A 17,208-nucleotide genomic window follows, 5' to 3' on the forward strand; every position below is an offset into this window, starting at 1 on the left:
CACTTAGTGTACATGAAGCAGTGATTAATGGCATCCCCTGTAGCGCCAGGCATGGGGGAAAAGCCTATTCTAGCAGATGGTTAGCTGGAGAGAATTTTTGTTTGATTGCAGGCGATGGTATTATTGGTACGTTTAGAAAATGACAGGAATCGATATGTCTCAGATTAGTCGTTCGGCGCTGGTGCCGTACAGTGCGGAACAAATGTACCGGTTAGTGAATGATGTCGACAGCTATCCGCAGTTTTTGCCGGGTTGTACCGGTAGCCGGATTCTGGATGCCAGTTCCGATCAAATGACGGCTTCGGTAGATGTCTCTAAAGCAGGGATCAGCAAGACATTCGTCACGCGTAACACGCTGACGGATAACCAAAGCATTCATATGCAGCTTGTTGACGGACCATTCCGCAAACTCAGCGGCGGCTGGCGCTTTACGGCATTAAGCGATGAAGCCTGCAAAGTGGAGTTAAATCTGGATTTCGAGTTCACCAACATGCTGGTTGAGCTGGCTTTTGGTCGTATCTTTAAAGAGCTGGCCAGCAGCATGGTACAGGCTTTCACTCAGCGCGCGAAAGAGGTTTACAGTGTCTGATATCGCTGTTGAAGTGGTGTATGCCTTGCCGGATAAACAGTACCTTTACAGCGTAAAGGTCGAAGAGGGCAGCACCGTTGAACAAGCTATTGTTGCCTCAGGTCTGCTCGCGTTGCGAAGCGATATTGATTTGCAGGAAAACAAAGTGGGCATCTTCAGCCGCCCGGTAAAACTGCATGATGTGGTACAGAGCGGCGATCGGATTGAAATCTATCGTCCGCTGACAGCTGACCCTAAAGATCTCCGTCGTCAGCGTGCTGAACGTGCGGCAAAAAAATAAGGCGCAATCTGCGCCTTATCTTGTTGAGCTGACAACCTGCTTTTAGCCTGCGTTAGCCGACAGAGCAGATTTGTTATCAATGTTAGTCAGTGTGCCGCTCTGATCGAAGGTCAGGGTCAGTGTCTGCTGCTTCACCGTCTCGTGGCCTGGCTGCTGGCGGAACACGTAGTACCAGACGTTGCTGCCAAACGGATCATGCATCATCGGTGTACCCAGCGTGTAGGCAACCTGTTGCTGGGTCATCCCCGTGTGAATTTTAGCAACATCATTGGCGACAAGGTAGTTGCCCTGGTTGATATCCGGGCGGTAAACCACGCGCTCCAGAGTGGAACAACCCGCGGTCATCATCAGAAGAACCACCGCAGCAGCAGTCAGCGTTTTACAGCGCATAATCAATGTTTATTCCTTTGTGGCTATATTCGTTTCCCCTGAAACCGCAGCTCCGGGTCTTTCGGGTTTATCAGTGTGCAATGATGATACCAGCGTAACTTGCCGATGATAATAAACCTTTCCGCAGTTTAAAACCTCTGCGAAGCAACGATATGACCACAAACCGGTAAAAAAGTGCAATCTTCAGGCGGCTAAAAGTTCTTTTGCGTTCGCCAGCGTGTTGCGTGTGACTTCGCTGCCGCCGAGCAGGCGTGCCAGCTCTTGCAGTCGTGCACGTTTGTCCAGGGCCTTCATGTGCGTCTCTGTCATCTCGCCGTCGGTCTCTTTGCTGACATAGAAATGCTGATGACCACAGCCAGCAACCTGCGGCAGGTGCGTCACGCACATCACCTGCGTGGACTCACCGAGCTGACGCAGCATTTTGCCGACAACCGCGGCGGTGGGTCCGCTAATACCGACATCCACTTCATCGAAAATCAGCGCTGGTGTATCCATCTTACGGGCAGTAATGACCTGAATCGCTAACGCAATACGCGAAAGTTCCCCGCCGGAAGCGACCTTCGCCAGCGGCTGAACCGGCTGGCCAGGGTTGGTGCTGACGCGGAAATCAATGCGGTCAGCGCCTTCGGCTGTCAGATGCTCCGGGTTGAACTGGATATCAATGGTGAAGCGCCCGTGAGGCATCGACAGCATATGCATGCTTTCGGTAATCAGCCCGGTAAGTTCATCGGCAAAGTGAACACGGCGGTCATGCAACTGCTGCGCGCAGCTGAGGGCCGCATCGTAATGAAGGCTGACGGCCTGGCTCAGTTCATCCTGGTCGCTTTCCTGCTGATCCAACAGCTGCTGTTCAGCCAGAAGTTGCTGGTAAAAAGTTGGCAACTCTTCAGGTGCGATATGGTGCTTACGCCCCAGGCCGATCTGACGTGACAGGCGCTGCTCCAGTTCGTGCAGCCGGTTGGGATCGAGATCCAGCCTATCGCAATAATGACGCAGCTCATCACTGGCTTCGCTGATCTGGATAGCGGCTTCTTCCAGCATGGCAAAGATGCCGCTCAGCTTGTCATCCATCTCAATCAGCTCCGCCATCAGTTGACGTGCGTTATACAGCTGGCTTTGCAGATTGTTATCGTCGCCATCAGCCAGCATCAACAGAGTCTGCTGGCTGGTGGAAAGCAGCTGTCCGCTGTTCGCCAGACGTTTGTACTCTTCATCAATCTGCTCATATTCACCGCTGATCGGGGCGAATTCATTCAGCTCCTTGAGCTGATATTGCAGCAGTTCACGGCGGGCTTCACGCTCCTGTGACTGTTGCTGATGCTGGGCAAGGGTGCGGCAGCTTTGATGCCACTGGCGATAGTGTTGCGCCATGTTTTGCATTAGCAACGATTCGCCCGCATAGGCATCCAGCAGATTTTTTTGATGTTCAGGCTTCAGCAGGAGCTGGTGAGCATGTTGACCGTGGATCTGAATCAGCGCCTGGCCGAGATCGCGCAGCTGTGAAAGCGGGACGGCGGTGCCGTTGATAAAGCCACGCGAGCGTCCATCGCTGCTAATCACCCGACGCAGCAGGCATTCATTGCCGTCGTCGAGTTGATTGTCGTTTAACCAGCGCTGGGCTGAGGGAGTATCTTTCAGCGAGAATCGCGCACAGATGTCGGCGCGTGCCGCACCCTGGCGCACCATATCTGCATCGGCACGTCCACCCAGGCATAAACCCAGCGCATCAATAGCAATGGATTTACCTGCCCCGGTCTCACCGGTAATGGCCGTCATTCCGCGCTGAAAGTCGATCTCCAGCTCACGTACAATCGCGAAGTTACTGATGGTCAGTTGTGCCAGCATGATGGTATTCCTGTATGAAAACACAGATATGGTTTTTCATACAGTATATACTGGTTTTATAAACAGTAAACCCGTTGACAACCGTTTTAGAATAATTTTTTTGACCAGCCCAACTTTGAGCTTAGTGTATTGAAATAATTGTAATTTTTAGGGTGTATCAGGTTGAGGTGGTAATCACTGCGACGGATTAATACATCTTCACCCTGTTGAATCGGCAGCGCTATCTGGCTGTCGCAGCTGATCTCCAGATCACTGCGCATATGAGAAAAACGCAGGCGAATGGTACTGCTGCTGTTAATCACCAGCGGGCGTGCCGAGAGGGTGTGTGGGAACATCGGTACAACGGCGATAGCATCCAGCGATGGCGTCAGAATGGGGCCGCCTGCTGATAATGAATAGGCGGTTGAGCCGGTGGGGGTGGAGATGATCAAGCCATCCGAACGCTGCGAAAACGCGAAGTTCTCATCAATGTACACTTCGAATTCAATCATATGTGCCACTTTACCCGGGTGCAGCACCACCTCATTGATAGCCGTGCCAATACGCGGGCTGCCGGACTGGCGGCAGACCTGGGCTTCCAGCAGGAAGCGGCTCTCGACGAAGTATTCTCCTTCCAGCACATCAGCGAGTTGCTGCTGAGCGTTATCAGGATCGAGATCGGTGAGAAATCCGAGATTGCCGCGATTAATGCCGATAACCTTAATATCGTAGCGTGCCAGCACTCTTGCTGCGCCCAACATATTACCGTCACCACCGACCACCACGGCCAGGTCAGCCTTGCGGCCAATCTCTGCCAGTGTTCCGGTCTGCACGCCTTCCAGTTTTAACTCACGCGCAATCTGCTGCTCAATAATCACCTGATAGCCTCTCGCTGTCAGCCAGCGATAGAGCATCTCGTGGGTGGTTAGTGCGGTGGGATGGCGTGGATGGCCGACGATCCCGATGCAGTTGAAGTGGTTATTCATGTTCCTGGCATTCCTCACGAGGTAAACTCCCCCGACAATGTGACTGGTTCCCTTGAAACCGCGATTCTGATCCCCATAATAAGCGAACCAGCGAGATGAATATGCACAAACGCGGAGAAATTCATGAGTAGTAAAGAACAGAACACACCTAACGAGCAAGTCTCAGACGAAATTGAGATGGAGCAGGCGCAAACCCAGGACGCGGAGACAGCAGAAGTGGTGGACCCGCGGGATGAGCGTATTGCACAACTGGAAGCCCAGCTGGCTGAGTCACTGGGCGGTGTGCGTGACGCACAGCTGCGTGCTCAGGCTGAGATCGAAAACATCCGTCGCCGTACTGAACTGGATGTGGAAAAAGCGCACAAATTTGCGCTGGAAAAATTTGCCAACGAGCTGTTGCCAGTGATTGATAGCCTGGAGCGTGCGCTGGAAGTGGCGGATAAATCCAATCCTGAGTTGGCCGCCATGATTGAAGGCATCGAACTGACCATGAAATCCCTGCTGGACGCTGTGCGCAAGTTCGGCGTGGAAGTGGTGGGGGATATCAATGTGCCGTTCAACCCGGAAGTTCATCAGGCCATGTCTATGGTGGAATCTGAAGACGTCGCGCCAAATCACGTGCTGATGGTGATGCAGCGTGGCTATACCCTGAACGGTCGCCTGCTACGTCCGGCGATGGTTGCAGTATCGAAAGCCAAAAACTGATTGTAGAGGGCGACCTTTGTTTCGGTCGCCCTGTGTATCGCTGTTTAAAATAGCCGCCTTGTGCGGCTATTTTTTTACCCCCAAGGTTAGTGGTAAGCGGGTTCATTCACCTTAAACACACGGATTGCCAGAGACAGCTGTTCTGCCTGTTCCTGCATGGACTGGGCTGCCGCTGCGGACTGATTCACCAGCGCCGCATTCTGCTGAGTCACCTGATCCATCTGAGTGATTGCCATGTTAATCTCATCAATACCGCTGCTTTGCTCAGCGCTGGCGATAGTAATCTCACCGATAATCCCGGTCACGCTCTTCACGCTGCTGAGCACTTCATCCATGGTAAGCCCGGCCTTCGCGACCTGGCGACCCCCTTCATCAACCCGTGCAACGGAATCCTGAATCAGTCGTGCAATCTCTTTTGCCGCAGATGCCGAACGTTGTGCCAGGCTGCGAACCTCAGAAGCAACAACCGCAAACCCACGGCCCTGTTCACCTGCGCGGGCCGCTTCTACGGCCGCATTCAGTGCCAGGATGTTGGTCTGGAAGGCAATGCCGTCAATCACACTGATGATATCGACGATTTTTTTCGATGAGCCGTTAATCATTTCCATCGTGCTGACCACCTGCTTCACTGCATCGCCGCTCTGTACCGCAACCTGGGAAGCCTGAGCTGCCAACTGGTTGGCCTGGCGAGCGTTATCGGCGTTCTGTTTCACCGTGGCGGTGATCTGTTCCATCGCAGAGGCTGTTTCTTCAAGGGAACTTGCCTGTTGCTCTGTGCGTGAGGAGAGGTCCATATTACCCGCAGAAATTTCACTTGAAGCGGTGGCAATCAGATCCGTACCTGCACGGACTTCGTTAACAATTTTCAGCAGATTGTCATTCATGTTTTTCAGCGCCAGCATTAACTGACCTGTTTCATCCGTCGAGCTGACATGAATGGTGGTGCGCAGATCGCCAGCGGCAACGTTTTCAGCAATGCTGACGGCTTCACGCAGCGGGCGCACAATCGAGCGGGTCAGGAGGAAGCCAAGCAGCATCGCCGCAGCAATAGCCAGTAGCGAGAAGATCAGCGTGATGCGAATGGCGGTAGAGCCATCATTGACCGCTTTAACGCCTTCAGCCTGTAACTGCGCAGACTGTGAATCAGCAAAGTTCACCACAATATCGAGAAACGCATTCTGTGTGGTGGTGATTTTCCGCAGAACATATTCCGTAGCCGGAGCGGCATCGCCTGCACGGATGAGCGTCAGGAGTGCTTGTTTATCACTCTCAAAACGCAGGGCGGACTCTTTTATTTCCTGGATTTTTTTAATCCCCACCTCAGTGCTTTGCAGCTGGGCGATTTTTTCAATTGCTACATTGGTTTTCTGCGTTGCACTATCGAGCTGGGTAAAACGTTTAACGTTATTTTCCGGACGGGAAATATCCAGAACCATACCGCGCAAATATTTAATCTGTTCGTTGACTCCATCTCGCACATCAAACGCCAGCCGGACTTTTATGTAACGATCGCTAACGATGCTGCCTACTGCCTGATTAATATTGCCAATTTTGATGGTTGCTGTGGCACTAACAATAATTAATAACAGTATCACCAGGCCGAAGGCGGCGCCCAGGCGAACACCTACTTTCATATTCTTCACGGATAACATCAGTTCTTTTCCCCTGAATGGTCCAGCCAATGTCGGGCGCATGAATATGCCCCCTGAAGCCGATCAGATCGGCAAAGACGGGAAAATCTTGATAAAAAGTTGCGACGAAAATCTCATTATTGAGTGTGAGAATGTAAATGAATGGGATGCCAGTGCATGGCAGGGGGCAGATACCCCCTGATTATCGAGGTTACTCGGAAGGTAAGTGCGGAACCCAGTCAATGGGGGCTTCGCCGTGTTCACTGAGCCACTGATTTGTTTTAGAAAAGTGGGCAGAGCCGAAGAAACCGCGGTGTGCAGAGAGCGGGGAAGGGTGGGGGGCCTGCAATACGTGGTGGCGGTTACGGTCGATAATGGCCCCCTTTTTTTGCGCATGCGATCCCCATAGCAGAAAGATCACGCCCTCACGATGCTGATTAATGGCCGCAATGACGTTATCCGTGAAGGTTTCCCAGCCAAATTTGGCATGAGAATGTGCCTGACCCGCTTCCACTGTGAGCACTGTGTTGAGCAGCATGACCCCCTGACGTGCCCAGCTTTCGAGAAAACCGTGTTTGGGCCGTTCAAAACCAGGAATATCTGTGACCAGTTCCTTATACATATTCACCAGTGAAGGGGGCACGGCAACCCCGGGCAGAACGGAGAACGCCAGGCCATGTGCCTGATTCGGACCGTGGTAGGGGTCCTGACCTAAAATGACCACTTTTACTTCGCCCAGTTCAGTCAGGCGAAATGCGTTAAACATGTCTTTTTGCGGTGGATAGACGGTCTTACCAGCCGCACGCTCTGCCGCGACTTTTGCCAGCGTTTCCCTGAAATAAGGCTTCTCTTTTTCCTCGGCCAGCACGTCGTGCCAGGTCATTGTATTGACCATTACCGTCTCCTTTTCATCATCAAAGTGCGTAGCTTATCGCGCTTTGCCACAAGGTAATACTTAAAAAAAAGTTGAAAATTTGCAAAAAAAGCAGAATTTTTAGATTTGATAAAATTGATATAAAACATAAAGTTGCTGTTTTGAGGGTGTAAATTCCCCATCGCAGGTTGATTTGTATCAAGGAGACACCATTCTGGTGCTGGTATACAGATCCCAGAAGATCACGGTTTTTTTCATCAACCTGGCGCTGGAATGAGATCAGCGCCCTATTGCCTGGGAGGCGACTCACATGATTACCGGAATTCAAATTACTCAAGCAACCAACAGTGCATTACTGAACTCTTTCTGGCTGCTGGACAGTGATAAAGCGGAAGCGCGTTGCGTTTGTGCAAAAGCGGGTTACAGCGAAGATCAGATCGTGCCAGTCAGCGATCTCGGCCAGATCGAATATCGTGAAATTCCTCTGGAAATGAAACCACAGGTACGCGTGGAAGGCGGTCAGCATCTTAATGTTAACGTCCTGAGCCGTGAAACGCTGGAGGAAGCTGTGAAGAACCCGGAAAAATATCCGCAGCTGACTATCCGTGTTTCTGGATATGCCGTGCGTTTTAACTCATTGACACCAGAACAGCAGCGAGATGTGATTACCCGTACCTTTACTGAAAGCCTGTAAGCTTAAACGGGGTGCGATAACAGGGCCGAAGGTGAAAAACGCACCTTCGGCCTTTTTTTGTTAACATCATGATTACAAAGTACAGAATCTGATTTTAACAAGCAGGAGACTGAGCAAAAATCGGTTATTTGCACCAGAGCGCGGGATCCCTTGCTCTGCTCCCTGTTTCTGTCAATTTAAGACAATAAAAAAGCGCCTTGATAAGGCGCTTTTTTGTCATGCAGTGTGATTATTCAGCACTGTCCGTTTTTGCTGCTGTAGGCTTACGGCGTTTACCCACATTCTTGGCATCGCGATGACGTTCTTTAACGCGTGGCTTCTCTTCCAGCTTCTCTTTGTCTTTCAGCTGTTTGCGCTTGGCCAACACTTTCTTGGATGGCTTGCCTTGCAGTTTTTCACTTGGTGCACGCGTGACCGGGCGCAGTTCATCAACGGTGCGCGCTTTCAGCGGCTCCTTGATGTAACGAATGATTCTGCCCAGCAGCATGTTGTCGTGCGCTTCAACCAGTGAAATCGCGATACCTTTTTTGCCTGCACGGCCAGTACGGCCAATGCGGTGCAGATAGGTGTCGGCGGTCACCGGCATATCGAAGTTGAACACGTGGCTGACATCGTCGATGTCGATGCCGCGTGCAGCAATATCGGTGGCAACCAGGACGTTTACACGGCCTTCAGCCACACGTTTTATCGCTTCGTTGCGCTTCGCCTGAACCAGTTCCCCTTCCAGGTAGCTGGTGTTGATCCCTGCTTCACGCAGCCAGCCACACAGCTCGTGCACGCGCTCACGTTTACGCACGAAGACGACTGAACGCGTCACTTCCGGTTGCTTCATCAGGTGGATCAGCAGCGCTGTTTTGTGTTTGATATCATCCGCGCGGTAGTACCACTGCTGGATTTTCTTACGCTCACGGCGCGCCGGGTCTGCTTCGATTTCAATCGGCTCATTCAGAATGCGCTCGGCGAAATCTTTGATCGCTTCGCCTTCCAGCGTGGCGGAGAACAGCAGAGTCTGCTTGCGCCAGCGGGTTTCAGCCGCGATGGTTTCGATATCCTGAGCAAAGCCCATGTCCAGCATGCGGTCGGCTTCATCAAGAACCAGCGTTTCAACGGCGCGGCAGTCAAAATTCTCTTCTTTAATGTATTGCAGCAGACGTCCGGTGGTGGCAACCACGATGTCCTGGTTTTCACTGAACACTTCAGCGTGGTTCATAAACGCAACGCCACCGGTGATAGTGGCAATATCCAGGTGGGTATGTTTCGCCATTTCACGCGCCTGGTCTGCAACCTGCATCGCCAGCTCACGCGTCGGGGTCAGGATCAGAATACGTGGCGGGCCGGACTTCTTACGCGGGAAGTCGAGCAGATGTTGCAGTGCGGGCAGCAGGTAGGCCGCAGTCTTGCCTGTACCGGTTGGTGCCGAACCCAGAACGTCGCGACCCTCCAGTGCTGCCGGAATAGCTTCTGCCTGAATGGCAGTGGGGCGCGTGTAGCCTTTCTCCTGCAGGGCTTGCAGTAGGCTCTCGTCTAGTTCGAGTTCGGAAAAAGTGGTTACAGTCATGGTCTACCTCAGTTTGGGGCGCTGATTATAGACAGATTGAACACGATCTTCATCTGTTTGTGTGGAGTTAATGACTTTTCCTTCGTCACGGTTTGTCCTATGCTAGCGCCGTTTCCCTTTCAGGTCAGCCAAATGTCACAACAGAAAGCTATTCTCCGCGCCAACGGATTTACCTTCAAACAATTTTTTGTCGCCCACGATCGCTGTGCCATGAAGGTCGGCACCGACGGTGTGCTGCTTGGTGCATGGGCACCTGTCGCCAATGTTCAGCGCGTGCTGGATATCGGCACGGGCAGCGGCCTGATTGCGCTGATGATGGCGCAGAGAACCGCAGAGTCCGTGGAGGTTGATGCCGTTGAACTGGATGAAATGGCTGCCGCGCAGGCGCAGGAAAATGTGGCTGCTTCGCCCTGGTCAGGAAGAGTGCATGTGTACCAGGCGGACATTGTGGAATGGTCGCAGCGCTGTGAGCAGCGTTATTCGCTGATCGTTAGTAACCCACCCTATTTTTCACCGGGATCGGAATGTGCCTCGCCTGAGCGTGCTTCTGCGCGCTATACCACGGATCTGACGCATGAGGTGCTGTTGATTTGCGCGGAAAATCTGATCGCGGAAGAGGGCTTCTTCTGCGTGATCCTGCCGGAGTCGGCAGGAAGTCAGTTGGTTGAGTTGGCCTTACAGCGCGGCTGGCACCTGCGTTTTCGCACTGACGTTGCTGACAATGATACTCGTCCGCCCAATCGGGTACTGCTGGCACTATCACCGAAGCCGGGCGAGCAATTACTGGATCGCATGACAATACGCGGGCCGGACCATCAGTATTCCGATGCTCACTGCAGCCTGACCCGCGATTTCTATCTGTTCCGCTAATCAGGGCGCCAGAATCGTTGGCAACGCTTCACCCAGTGCTTCTGGATAGTCGAGGGTGTAATGCAGCCCCCGGCTCTCTTTACGTGCCATCGCACAGCGCACCATCAGCTCAGCGACCTGCACCAGGTTGCGCAACTCCAGCAGGTTGTTGGAGATGCGGAAATGGGCGTAATACTCATCAATTTCTTGTTGCAGTGTGGTGATGCGTCGCAGCGCGCGCTCCAGTCGTTTCGTGGTGCGAACAATCCCCATGTAGTCCCACATAAATAACCGCAGTTCATGCCAGTTATGCTGGATGACCACGCGTTCATCGGAATCATCCACGCGGCTTTCATCCCACGCGGGCAGGCTTTCGACCATTTCAACTGCAGGCAGGCGCTGACGGATGTCTTCTGCCGCAGACCAACCGTACACCAGGCACTCCAGCAGAGAGTTTGATGCCAGACGGTTGGCGCCATGCAGCCCGGTATAACTGACCTCACCGATAGCATAAAGTCCGTTAAGGTCGGTGCGCCCTTGCTGGTCGACCATCACACCGCCGCAGGTATAGTGTGCTGCCGGTACAATCGGGATCGGCTGTGTGGTCAGGTCAATGCCCAGCGTCAGCAGTTTCTCGTAGATCGTCGGGAAGTGCGCGCGCACAAATTCCGGCGGCTGGTGGCTGATATCCAGGTACATGCAGTCAGCGCCAAGGCGCTTCATTTCATGGTCAATGGCACGCGCCACAATATCTCGAGGGGCCAGTTCGCCACGGGCATCGAAGTCGGGCATAAATCGGGTGCCGTCCGGGCGTTTTAACACGGCACCTTCACCTCGTAGCGCCTCGGTCAGCAGGAAGTTGCGTGCATCCGGGTGGAACAGGCAGGTTGGATGGAACTGGTTGAATTCGAGATTAGCGACCCGGCAGCCCGCGCGCCATGCCATCGCAATACCGTCTCCAGAGGCGACATCCGGGTTGGTGGTGTACTGATAGACTTTTGCGGCACCGCCCGTTGCCAGCACCACGGCCCGGGCACGACAGGTCTCTACCGCTTCTCGTTTGCGGTTCCAGATGTAAGCGCCCACAACGCGACGTTCACCCGGCAGGCCGATTTTATCAGAGACGATCAGGTCAACGGCATTACCGCGTTCGATCAGGGTAATGTTTGGGTGACTTAACGCCTGGCTGACGAGGGTCGTTTCCACGGCTTTGCCGGTGGCATCCGCGCTGTGCAGAATACGGCGGTGGCTGTGACCGCCTTCGCGGGTCAGGTGATAGCGTTCTTCACTGTTCACCGGCGTTTCTTTGTCGAACAGCACGCCATTATCAATCAGCCATTGCACACAATGGCGTGCATTGCTGGCGATAAACGAGACGGCCTCGCGTTCACACAGGCCGCCCCCGGCAATCAGCGTATCTTCAACGTGCGACTCAATGCTGTCTGTTTCATCAAACACGGCGGCAATTCCGCCCTGGGCATAAAAAGTTGAGCCTTCACTGACCGGGCCTTTACTCAGTACGGTGACCTGATGTTTCTCTGCCAGGCGTAATGCCAGAGACAAACCCGCCGCACCACTACCAATAATCAACACATCACAGCTGTAATCGGAAGAAAGAGTCATGTTGTTTAATTTACTAAACAGATTGTTTGTTGAGCATAGCACTCACTTATCCAGGCAAAAAGGCTTTTTATCGACCACTCTCCACTGTGGGAGCTAAATCAAAAATGGGACAAGTCTCGCGATGTTTGTGACCTCACTTAAATGCCAGGGGCAGAGATTACTCTGGTGAACTGTCACTTATTGGCGTGATTATAAGGTGAAAAAACTGGCTTCATGCGTTACTCTGCGGGCGTCATCAGGCTCCTGAACGATGATGTTCCGGGAGTGAGAGAGAGGCAGTGGCCCACAAGTCAGCGAGAATGCATAAAAACGCGTGCTGGTTTGTAAATGTCCCCTGATGGCACAACAAATATAATGGCGTAATGGAACTTTCCCAATGAATGCGACTCAGACTGGATGCTTGTTCATAATGATTGAGTTATTGCTGGAAGTGCGATTACGCGTGGAGACATGTTTGGGGAGATCTTACCTCGGATGAGCGAGCAGCTAACGGATCAGGTCCTCGTTGAGCGAGTGCAGAAGGGAGATCAGAAGTCATTTAACTTACTGGTAGTTCGCTATCAGCATAAAGTGGCCAGCCTGGTTTCCCGCTATGTGCCGTCAGGGGATGTGCCTGATGTAGTGCAAGAGTCGTTTATTAAAGCCTATCGTGCGCTGGAATCTTTCCGGGGCGACAGTGCTTTTTATACTTGGCTCTACCGGATTGCCGTCAATACGGCCAAAAATTACCTGGTTGCTCAGGGGCGCCGCCCACCATCAAGCGATGTGGACGCTATCGACGCCGAGAATTTTGAAAGTGCGGGAGCACTGAAAGAAATTTCGAACCCTGAGAACTTAATGTTGTCGGAAGAATTGAGACAGATAGTTTTTCGTACCATCGAGATGCTACCCGAAGACTTGCGTATGGCGATCACCCTACGTGAACTCGATGGCCTGAGCTACGAAGAGATAGCTGTGATCATGGATTGCCCGGTTGGTACGGTTCGTTCACGTATTTTCCGCGCCCGTGAAGCTATTGATAATAAAATTCAACCGCTTATCCAACGCTAGCGATAGCGACACAGGAAGGGTATTGAGGCATGCAGAAAGAACAACTTTCCGCTCTTATGGACGGTGAAACGCTAGACAATGAACTCATGTCTGCGTTGTCTAAAGACGTTGTGCTGCAAAAAAACTGGGAAAGCTATCACCTGATCCGTGACACATTGCGCGGTGATGTCCCACAACTGCTTGATTTTGACATCTCTGCCCGTGTGATGGCAGCGATTGACAATGAGCCAGCAAAAAATATTACGCTTCTGATCCCGGAAGAACAGCCGATGCCGGAACAGGCCGCAACAATGCCGTTCTGGGCGAAACTGCGTCCCTGGGCGGCTCAGATAACTCAGGTTGGCCTGGCTGCCTGCGTTTCACTGGCGGTGATCGTTGGTGTGCAGCAGTACAACAAACCTGTTGATATCCAGTCCCCGGATTCCCCGGTGTTCAATACATTGCCTATGATGGGGCAAGCCTCTCCGGTCAGCCTTGGTGTGCCAACGGACAACGCCGGTACGCAGGTTACTGCGAATCAGCAGGTGCAGGATCAACGTCGCCGCGTTAACGCGCTATTGCAGGATTACGAATTGCAACGTCGTCTGCATGCTGAGCAGTTACAGTTTGAGCAAAGCCCTAACCAACAGGCTGCTGCTCAGGTTCCAGGTAATCAGTCGTTAGGAATACAATCGCAGCAATGAAGCAGCTTTGGTGCGCCGCCAGCCTTATCGCTGGCTGCCTGATTTACTCCTCTGTCGCCCCGGCCGCTGCAACGCCATCCGGGGCGTTGTTACATCAGATGGAACAGGCCAGTCAGTCTCTCAGCTATGAACTCGCCTATATCAACGTATCGCGACTGGGCATCGAGTCACTACGCTACCGTCATGCCATCATCAACAACAAAATTTATGCACAGCTGCTTCAGATGGATGGCCCGCGCCGCGAGATTATTCAGCGCGGCAACGAGGTCAGCTATTTTGAATCGGGTTTAGAGCCGTTCACCATGACGGGGGATCACATTGTTGATTCACTGCCTTCACTGGTGTATGCCGACTTCGGTCGTCTGGCTGAAACCTACGATTTTGTTTCCGTTGGACGCACGCGTATTGCCGATCAGCTGTGTGAGGTTATTCGCATCGTGCCACGCGATGGCACCCGCTACGGCTATATCGTCTGGCTGGACAGCGAAACGAAACTGCCTTTGCGGGTTGATCTGCTCGATCGTGATGGCGAAACGCTCGAACAGTATCGTGTGGTCAGTTTCGCGGTGGATGACGGTGTGCGCAATATCATGCAGGGACTGGAAAGCGCCAAGATGCCTCCGGTGTTATCCGTGCCAACGGCAAATGCCGTGACGTTCAACTGGAAAGCGGGCTGGTTGCCCGCAGGGATGAAGGAGGTTGCGAAAAGCCGCCGTCAGCTTCCTTCGCTTGACCGCCCTGTTGAAACCAGCCTCTTTACTGATGGCCTGTTTAGCTTCTCCATCAATGTGACGCTTGCCGATAAAACCAGTTCGCCACAGCAATTGCGCACTGGGCGTCGCACGGTCCAAACTGAAGTGCGCAATAATGCGGAGATCACGGTAGTGGGAGAACTGCCTCCTGCTACCGCTAAACGTATTGCTGATAGTGTCACTTTAGGGGCCGCGCCATGATGAGAGAATGGGCAACGGTAGTGTCGTGGCAGAATGGTATTGCTACGTTGCACTCCGAAATTAAAACATCCTGTAGCAGCTGCTCGGCCCGCAAAGGCTGCGGCAGTCACATGCTGGATAAGCTCGGGCCGAAGAATGCACACGTGATGAAAATCGCCAGTGCGCAGCCGCTTACGCCCGGCCAGCGTATTGAACTGGGCATTGCTGAAACCAGCCTGCTCAGCTCGGCGTTCCTGGTGTATATGACCCCCCTGATCGGGCTTTTTGTACTGGCTGGTGTCTTTCAGATGTTGTTTCACAGCGATCTGGCGGCTGCCTGCGGTGCGTTGTTGGGGGGCGTAGGCGGGTTTATTATTGCAAAAGGTATCTCAGGAATATTGGGCCGTTCTGCCTCTTTCCAGCCGGTGATCCTCAGCGTGGCGCTGCCACCTGACACCATTCACGTCAGTACTGATGCCTGACCCGAAAAAGGACGGTTGGCTGTATTCCCCCCGCAACCGTCTTATTTCACCTCATCATAATCCCTATTTCCCGTTCGATATGGCAATGCATACACTATTGCCTGACCGTGAAGATTCCACCCCTTTGATATGTAGTGTAGAATGCTGCCTTTCGGGCCAGTGTTCGCCTGTGATATCACGCTCTCCTGACTTCGCATCGCGAGAGTTCCAGAATTTGTAAGGCAGAAAAATCTCAATAATGAAGCACATAAGAAACTTTTCTATCATCGCCCACATCGACCATGGCAAATCAACGCTTTCTGACCGTCTGATCCAGATTTGTGGTGGATTGTCTGAACGTGAAATGGCTGCGCAGGTTCTGGATTCTATGGATTTGGAACGCGAGCGCGGAATTACCATTAAAGCGCAGAGCGTTACCCTCGATTACCATTCGCCAGATGGTAAAACTTACCAGCTCAATTTTATCGACACCCCAGGTCACGTAGACTTCTCGTATGAAGTTTCGCGCTCTCTGGCTGCCTGCGAAGGTGCATTGCTGGTGGTAGATGCCGGGCAGGGCGTAGAAGCCCAGACCCTGGCAAACTGCTACACCGCAATGGAAATGGAACTGGAAGTCGTACCTGTATTGAATAAGATCGATTTACCGGCGGCCGATCCCGATCGTGTTGCTCAGGAAATTGAAGACATCGTCGGCATTGACGCCACCGATGCCGTGCGCTGCTCGGCAAAAACCGGTATCGGCGTGCCCGACGTGCTGGAACGTCTGGTGCGTGATATTCCCCCACCGCAGGGTGACCCGGATGGCCCGCTGCAGGCGTTGATTATCGACTCCTGGTTCGACAACTACCTCGGCGTGGTGTCACTGGTGCGTATTAAAAACGGCACCATGCGCAAAGGCGAAAAAATTAAGGTGATGAGCACCGGTCAGACCTATAACGCTGACCGCCTGGGCATCTTCACCCCGAAACGCGTTGATACCGACGTACTGAACTGCGGCGAAGTAGGCTGGTTGGTCTGTGCGATCAAAGACATCCTGGGCGCACCAGTAGGGGATACCCTGACGCTGGCACGTAACCCGGCAGACAAAGCACTGCCAGGCTTCAAAAAGGTGAAACCTCAGGTTTATGCCGGACTGTTCCCGATCAGCTCTGATGATTACGAAGCCTTCCGTGATGCGCTGGGTAAACTGAGCCTGAACGATGCGTCTCTGTTCTATGAGCCAGAAAGTTCTACCGCGCTGGGCTTCGGCTTCCGCTGTGGCTTCCTTGGTTTGCTGCACATGGAGATCATCCAGGAGCGTCTTGAGCGCGAATACGATCTCGAGCTGATCACCACCGCACCGACCGTAGTTTATGAGGTCGTCACCACGGATAATCAGACCATCTACGTTGACAGCCCAGGCAAACTGCCACCGCTGAACAACATTCAAGAATTACGTGAGCCTATTGCTGAGTGCCATATGCTGTTGCCGCAGGAGTTCCTCGGTAACGTGATCACGCTGTGTATTGAGAAGCGTGGCATGCAGACCAACATGGTTTACCACGGTAATCAGGTTGCGCTGACGTATGAAATTCCGATGGCGGAAGTGGTGCTCGATTTCTTCGACCGTCTGAAATCGACCTCGCGTGGTTATGCGTCACTGGATTACAACTTCAAACGTTTCCAGGCCTCTAACATGGTTCGTGTCGATGTGTTGATCAACTCCGAGCGCGTGGATGCGCTGGCGTTGATTACGCACAATGACAACGCGCCGTACCGTGGTCGTGATCTGGTTGAAAAAATGAAAGAATTAATCCCGCGCCAGCAGTTCGATATTGCGATTCAGGCGGCGATTGGTAACCACATTATCGCCCGTTCTACGGTTAAACAGTTGCGCAAAAACGTGCTTGCCAAATGTTATGGCGGTGACGTCAGCCGTAAGAAAAAGCTGCTGCAGAAACAGAAAGACGGTAAGAAACGCATGAAGCAGGTGGGTAACGTTGAGTTGCCGCAGGAAGCGTTCCTTGCCATTCTCCACGTGGGTAAAGACAGTAAATAAGCCCGGCTTCGGGCTTCGAG

General features: G+C 52.8%; 17 protein-coding genes. 10 read left to right on the forward strand and 7 right to left on the reverse strand.

The annotated features are described in order from the left end of the window. Nucleotides 1-154: 154 nt before the first annotated feature. Nucleotides 155-589 carry a type II toxin-antitoxin system RatA family toxin gene (locus tag ACFL9S_RS20040; RefSeq protein WP_405263601.1) on the forward strand — a complete coding sequence of 145 codons (435 nt, stop codon included), beginning with the start codon at nt 155-157 and terminating at the stop codon, nt 587-589. After that, complete coding sequence (locus ACFL9S_RS20045; RefSeq protein ID WP_405263602.1) at nt 582-869, forward strand: RnfH family protein; 288 nt, start codon at nt 582-584, stop codon at nt 867-869. Before ACFL9S_RS20040 ends, ACFL9S_RS20045 begins: the two co-directional genes overlap by 8 nt. A gap of 42 nt (nt 870-911) precedes the next feature. Here ACFL9S_RS20045 and bamE read toward each other — a convergent pair whose 3' ends face one another. The 3 genes from bamE to nadK all read right to left on the reverse strand — a co-directional run bounded on the left by bamE (nt 912) and on the right by nadK (nt 4,069). Beyond that, on the reverse strand, nt 912-1,259 hold the full coding sequence (bamE, locus tag ACFL9S_RS20050) for an outer membrane protein assembly factor BamE (protein ID WP_405263603.1): 348 nt from the start codon (nt 1,257-1,259) through the stop codon (nt 912-914). A gap of 183 nt (nt 1,260-1,442) precedes the next feature. Further along, nucleotides 1,443-3,104: a DNA repair protein RecN gene (gene recN / locus ACFL9S_RS20055; RefSeq protein WP_405263604.1), complete on the reverse strand. Its 1,662-nt coding sequence runs from the start codon at nt 3,102-3,104 to the stop codon at nt 1,443-1,445. 86 nt (nt 3,105-3,190) lie between these two features. After that, entirely contained in the window at nt 3,191-4,069 is an 879-nt protein-coding gene (gene nadK / locus ACFL9S_RS20060; protein ID WP_167863448.1) for an NAD(+) kinase, read from the reverse strand. 123 nt (nt 4,070-4,192) lie between these two features. Between nadK and grpE the strand changes: the two genes are divergently transcribed. After that, nucleotides 4,193-4,774, forward strand: coding sequence for a nucleotide exchange factor GrpE (gene grpE, locus ACFL9S_RS20065; protein ID WP_405263605.1), 582 nt, complete (start codon nt 4,193-4,195; stop codon nt 4,772-4,774). An 86-nt stretch (nt 4,775-4,860) separates the two neighbouring features. Here grpE and ACFL9S_RS20070 read toward each other — a convergent pair whose 3' ends face one another. Further along, the gene (locus ACFL9S_RS20070; protein ID WP_405263606.1) at nt 4,861-6,426 is read right to left on the reverse strand and encodes a methyl-accepting chemotaxis protein; all 1,566 of its coding nucleotides are present in this window, start codon (nt 6,424-6,426) and stop codon (nt 4,861-4,863) included. A gap of 190 nt (nt 6,427-6,616) precedes the next feature. Continuing rightward, the gene (gene ung, locus ACFL9S_RS20075) at nt 6,617-7,300 is read right to left on the reverse strand and encodes a uracil-DNA glycosylase (protein ID WP_405263607.1); all 684 of its coding nucleotides are present in this window, start codon (nt 7,298-7,300) and stop codon (nt 6,617-6,619) included. A gap of 289 nt (nt 7,301-7,589) precedes the next feature. Here ung and grcA point away from each other — a divergent pair, with 289 nt between their 5' ends. Next, nucleotides 7,590-7,973, forward strand: a complete 384-nt coding sequence (grcA, locus tag ACFL9S_RS20080; RefSeq protein WP_200643657.1) for an autonomous glycyl radical cofactor GrcA — start codon at nt 7,590-7,592, stop codon at nt 7,971-7,973. Nucleotides 7,974-8,202: 229 nt separating this feature from the next. On the opposite strand, the gene srmB is transcribed toward grcA, so the two are convergent. After that, nucleotides 8,203-9,531, reverse strand: a complete 1,329-nt coding sequence (gene srmB, locus ACFL9S_RS20085) for an ATP-dependent RNA helicase SrmB (RefSeq protein WP_405263608.1) — start codon at nt 9,529-9,531, stop codon at nt 8,203-8,205. 132 nt (nt 9,532-9,663) lie between these two features. On the opposite strand from srmB, the gene ACFL9S_RS20090 reads away from it, so the two are divergent. Further along, complete coding sequence (locus ACFL9S_RS20090; protein ID WP_405263609.1) at nt 9,664-10,401, forward strand: tRNA1(Val) (adenine(37)-N6)-methyltransferase; 738 nt, start codon at nt 9,664-9,666, stop codon at nt 10,399-10,401. On the opposite strand, the gene nadB is transcribed toward ACFL9S_RS20090, so the two are convergent. Then, nucleotides 10,402-12,003, reverse strand: a complete 1,602-nt coding sequence (gene nadB / locus ACFL9S_RS20095; RefSeq protein WP_405263610.1) for an L-aspartate oxidase — start codon at nt 12,001-12,003, stop codon at nt 10,402-10,404. A 474-nt stretch (nt 12,004-12,477) separates the two neighbouring features. On the opposite strand from nadB, the gene rpoE reads away from it, so the two are divergent. From rpoE to lepA, 5 genes are all read left to right on the forward strand, one after another. Beyond that, nucleotides 12,478-13,053 carry an RNA polymerase sigma factor RpoE gene (gene rpoE, locus ACFL9S_RS20100; RefSeq protein ID WP_062744587.1) on the forward strand — a complete coding sequence of 192 codons (576 nt, stop codon included), beginning with the start codon at nt 12,478-12,480 and terminating at the stop codon, nt 13,051-13,053. A gap of 29 nt (nt 13,054-13,082) precedes the next feature. Continuing rightward, the gene (gene rseA, locus ACFL9S_RS20105) at nt 13,083-13,736 is read left to right on the forward strand and encodes an anti-sigma-E factor RseA (RefSeq protein ID WP_405263611.1); all 654 of its coding nucleotides are present in this window, start codon (nt 13,083-13,085) and stop codon (nt 13,734-13,736) included. After that, nucleotides 13,733-14,689, forward strand: a complete 957-nt coding sequence (rseB, locus tag ACFL9S_RS20110; RefSeq protein ID WP_405263612.1) for a sigma-E factor regulatory protein RseB — start codon at nt 13,733-13,735, stop codon at nt 14,687-14,689. Before rseA ends, rseB begins: the two co-directional genes overlap by 4 nt. After that, the gene (gene rseC / locus ACFL9S_RS20115; RefSeq protein WP_405263613.1) at nt 14,686-15,150 is read left to right on the forward strand and encodes a SoxR-reducing system protein RseC; all 465 of its coding nucleotides are present in this window, start codon (nt 14,686-14,688) and stop codon (nt 15,148-15,150) included. The genes rseB and rseC overlap by 4 nt, the downstream gene beginning before the upstream one ends. Before the next feature lie 238 nt (nt 15,151-15,388). Continuing rightward, nucleotides 15,389-17,188 (forward strand): translation elongation factor 4, encoded by a 1,800-nt coding sequence (gene lepA, locus ACFL9S_RS20120; RefSeq protein WP_405263614.1) that lies wholly within the window; start codon nt 15,389-15,391, stop codon nt 17,186-17,188. Nucleotides 17,189-17,208 lie beyond the last annotated feature (20 nt).

The sequence above is a fragment of the Erwinia sp. AnSW2-5 genome (genome assembly GCF_045107195.1).
In the GTDB taxonomy this organism is placed as follows: Bacteria; Pseudomonadota; Gammaproteobacteria; order Enterobacterales; family Enterobacteriaceae; genus Erwinia.

Bases quoted from the DNA above. Each gene is read 5' to 3' on its own strand.
- ACFL9S_RS20040 (WP_405263601.1), top strand. From the start codon at position 155: ATGTCTCAGATTAGTCGTTCGGCGCTGGTGCCGTACAGTGCGGAACAA.
- bamE (WP_405263603.1), bottom strand. From the start codon at position 1,259: ATGCGCTGTAAAACGCTGACTGCTGCTGCGGTGGTTCTTCTGATGATG.
- recN (WP_405263604.1), bottom strand. From the start codon at position 3,104: ATGCTGGCACAACTGACCATCAGTAACTTCGCGATTGTACGTGAGCTG.
- nadK (WP_167863448.1), bottom strand. From the start codon at position 4,069: ATGAATAACCACTTCAACTGCATCGGGATCGTCGGCCATCCACGCCAT.
- grpE (WP_405263605.1), top strand. From the start codon at position 4,193: ATGAGTAGTAAAGAACAGAACACACCTAACGAGCAAGTCTCAGACGAA.
- ACFL9S_RS20070 (WP_405263606.1), bottom strand. From the start codon at position 6,426: ATGTTATCCGTGAAGAATATGAAAGTAGGTGTTCGCCTGGGCGCCGCC.
- ung (WP_405263607.1), bottom strand. From the start codon at position 7,300: ATGGTCAATACAATGACCTGGCACGACGTGCTGGCCGAGGAAAAAGAG.
- grcA (WP_200643657.1), top strand. From the start codon at position 7,590: ATGATTACCGGAATTCAAATTACTCAAGCAACCAACAGTGCATTACTG.
- srmB (WP_405263608.1), bottom strand. From the start codon at position 9,531: ATGACTGTAACCACTTTTTCCGAACTCGAACTAGACGAGAGCCTACTG.
- ACFL9S_RS20090 (WP_405263609.1), top strand. From the start codon at position 9,664: ATGTCACAACAGAAAGCTATTCTCCGCGCCAACGGATTTACCTTCAAA.
- nadB (WP_405263610.1), bottom strand. From the start codon at position 12,003: ATGACTCTTTCTTCCGATTACAGCTGTGATGTGTTGATTATTGGTAGT.
- rpoE (WP_062744587.1), top strand. From the start codon at position 12,478: ATGAGCGAGCAGCTAACGGATCAGGTCCTCGTTGAGCGAGTGCAGAAG.
- rseA (WP_405263611.1), top strand. From the start codon at position 13,083: ATGCAGAAAGAACAACTTTCCGCTCTTATGGACGGTGAAACGCTAGAC.
- rseB (WP_405263612.1), top strand. From the start codon at position 13,733: ATGAAGCAGCTTTGGTGCGCCGCCAGCCTTATCGCTGGCTGCCTGATT.
- rseC (WP_405263613.1), top strand. From the start codon at position 14,686: ATGATGAGAGAATGGGCAACGGTAGTGTCGTGGCAGAATGGTATTGCT.
- lepA (WP_405263614.1), top strand. From the start codon at position 15,389: ATGAAGCACATAAGAAACTTTTCTATCATCGCCCACATCGACCATGGC.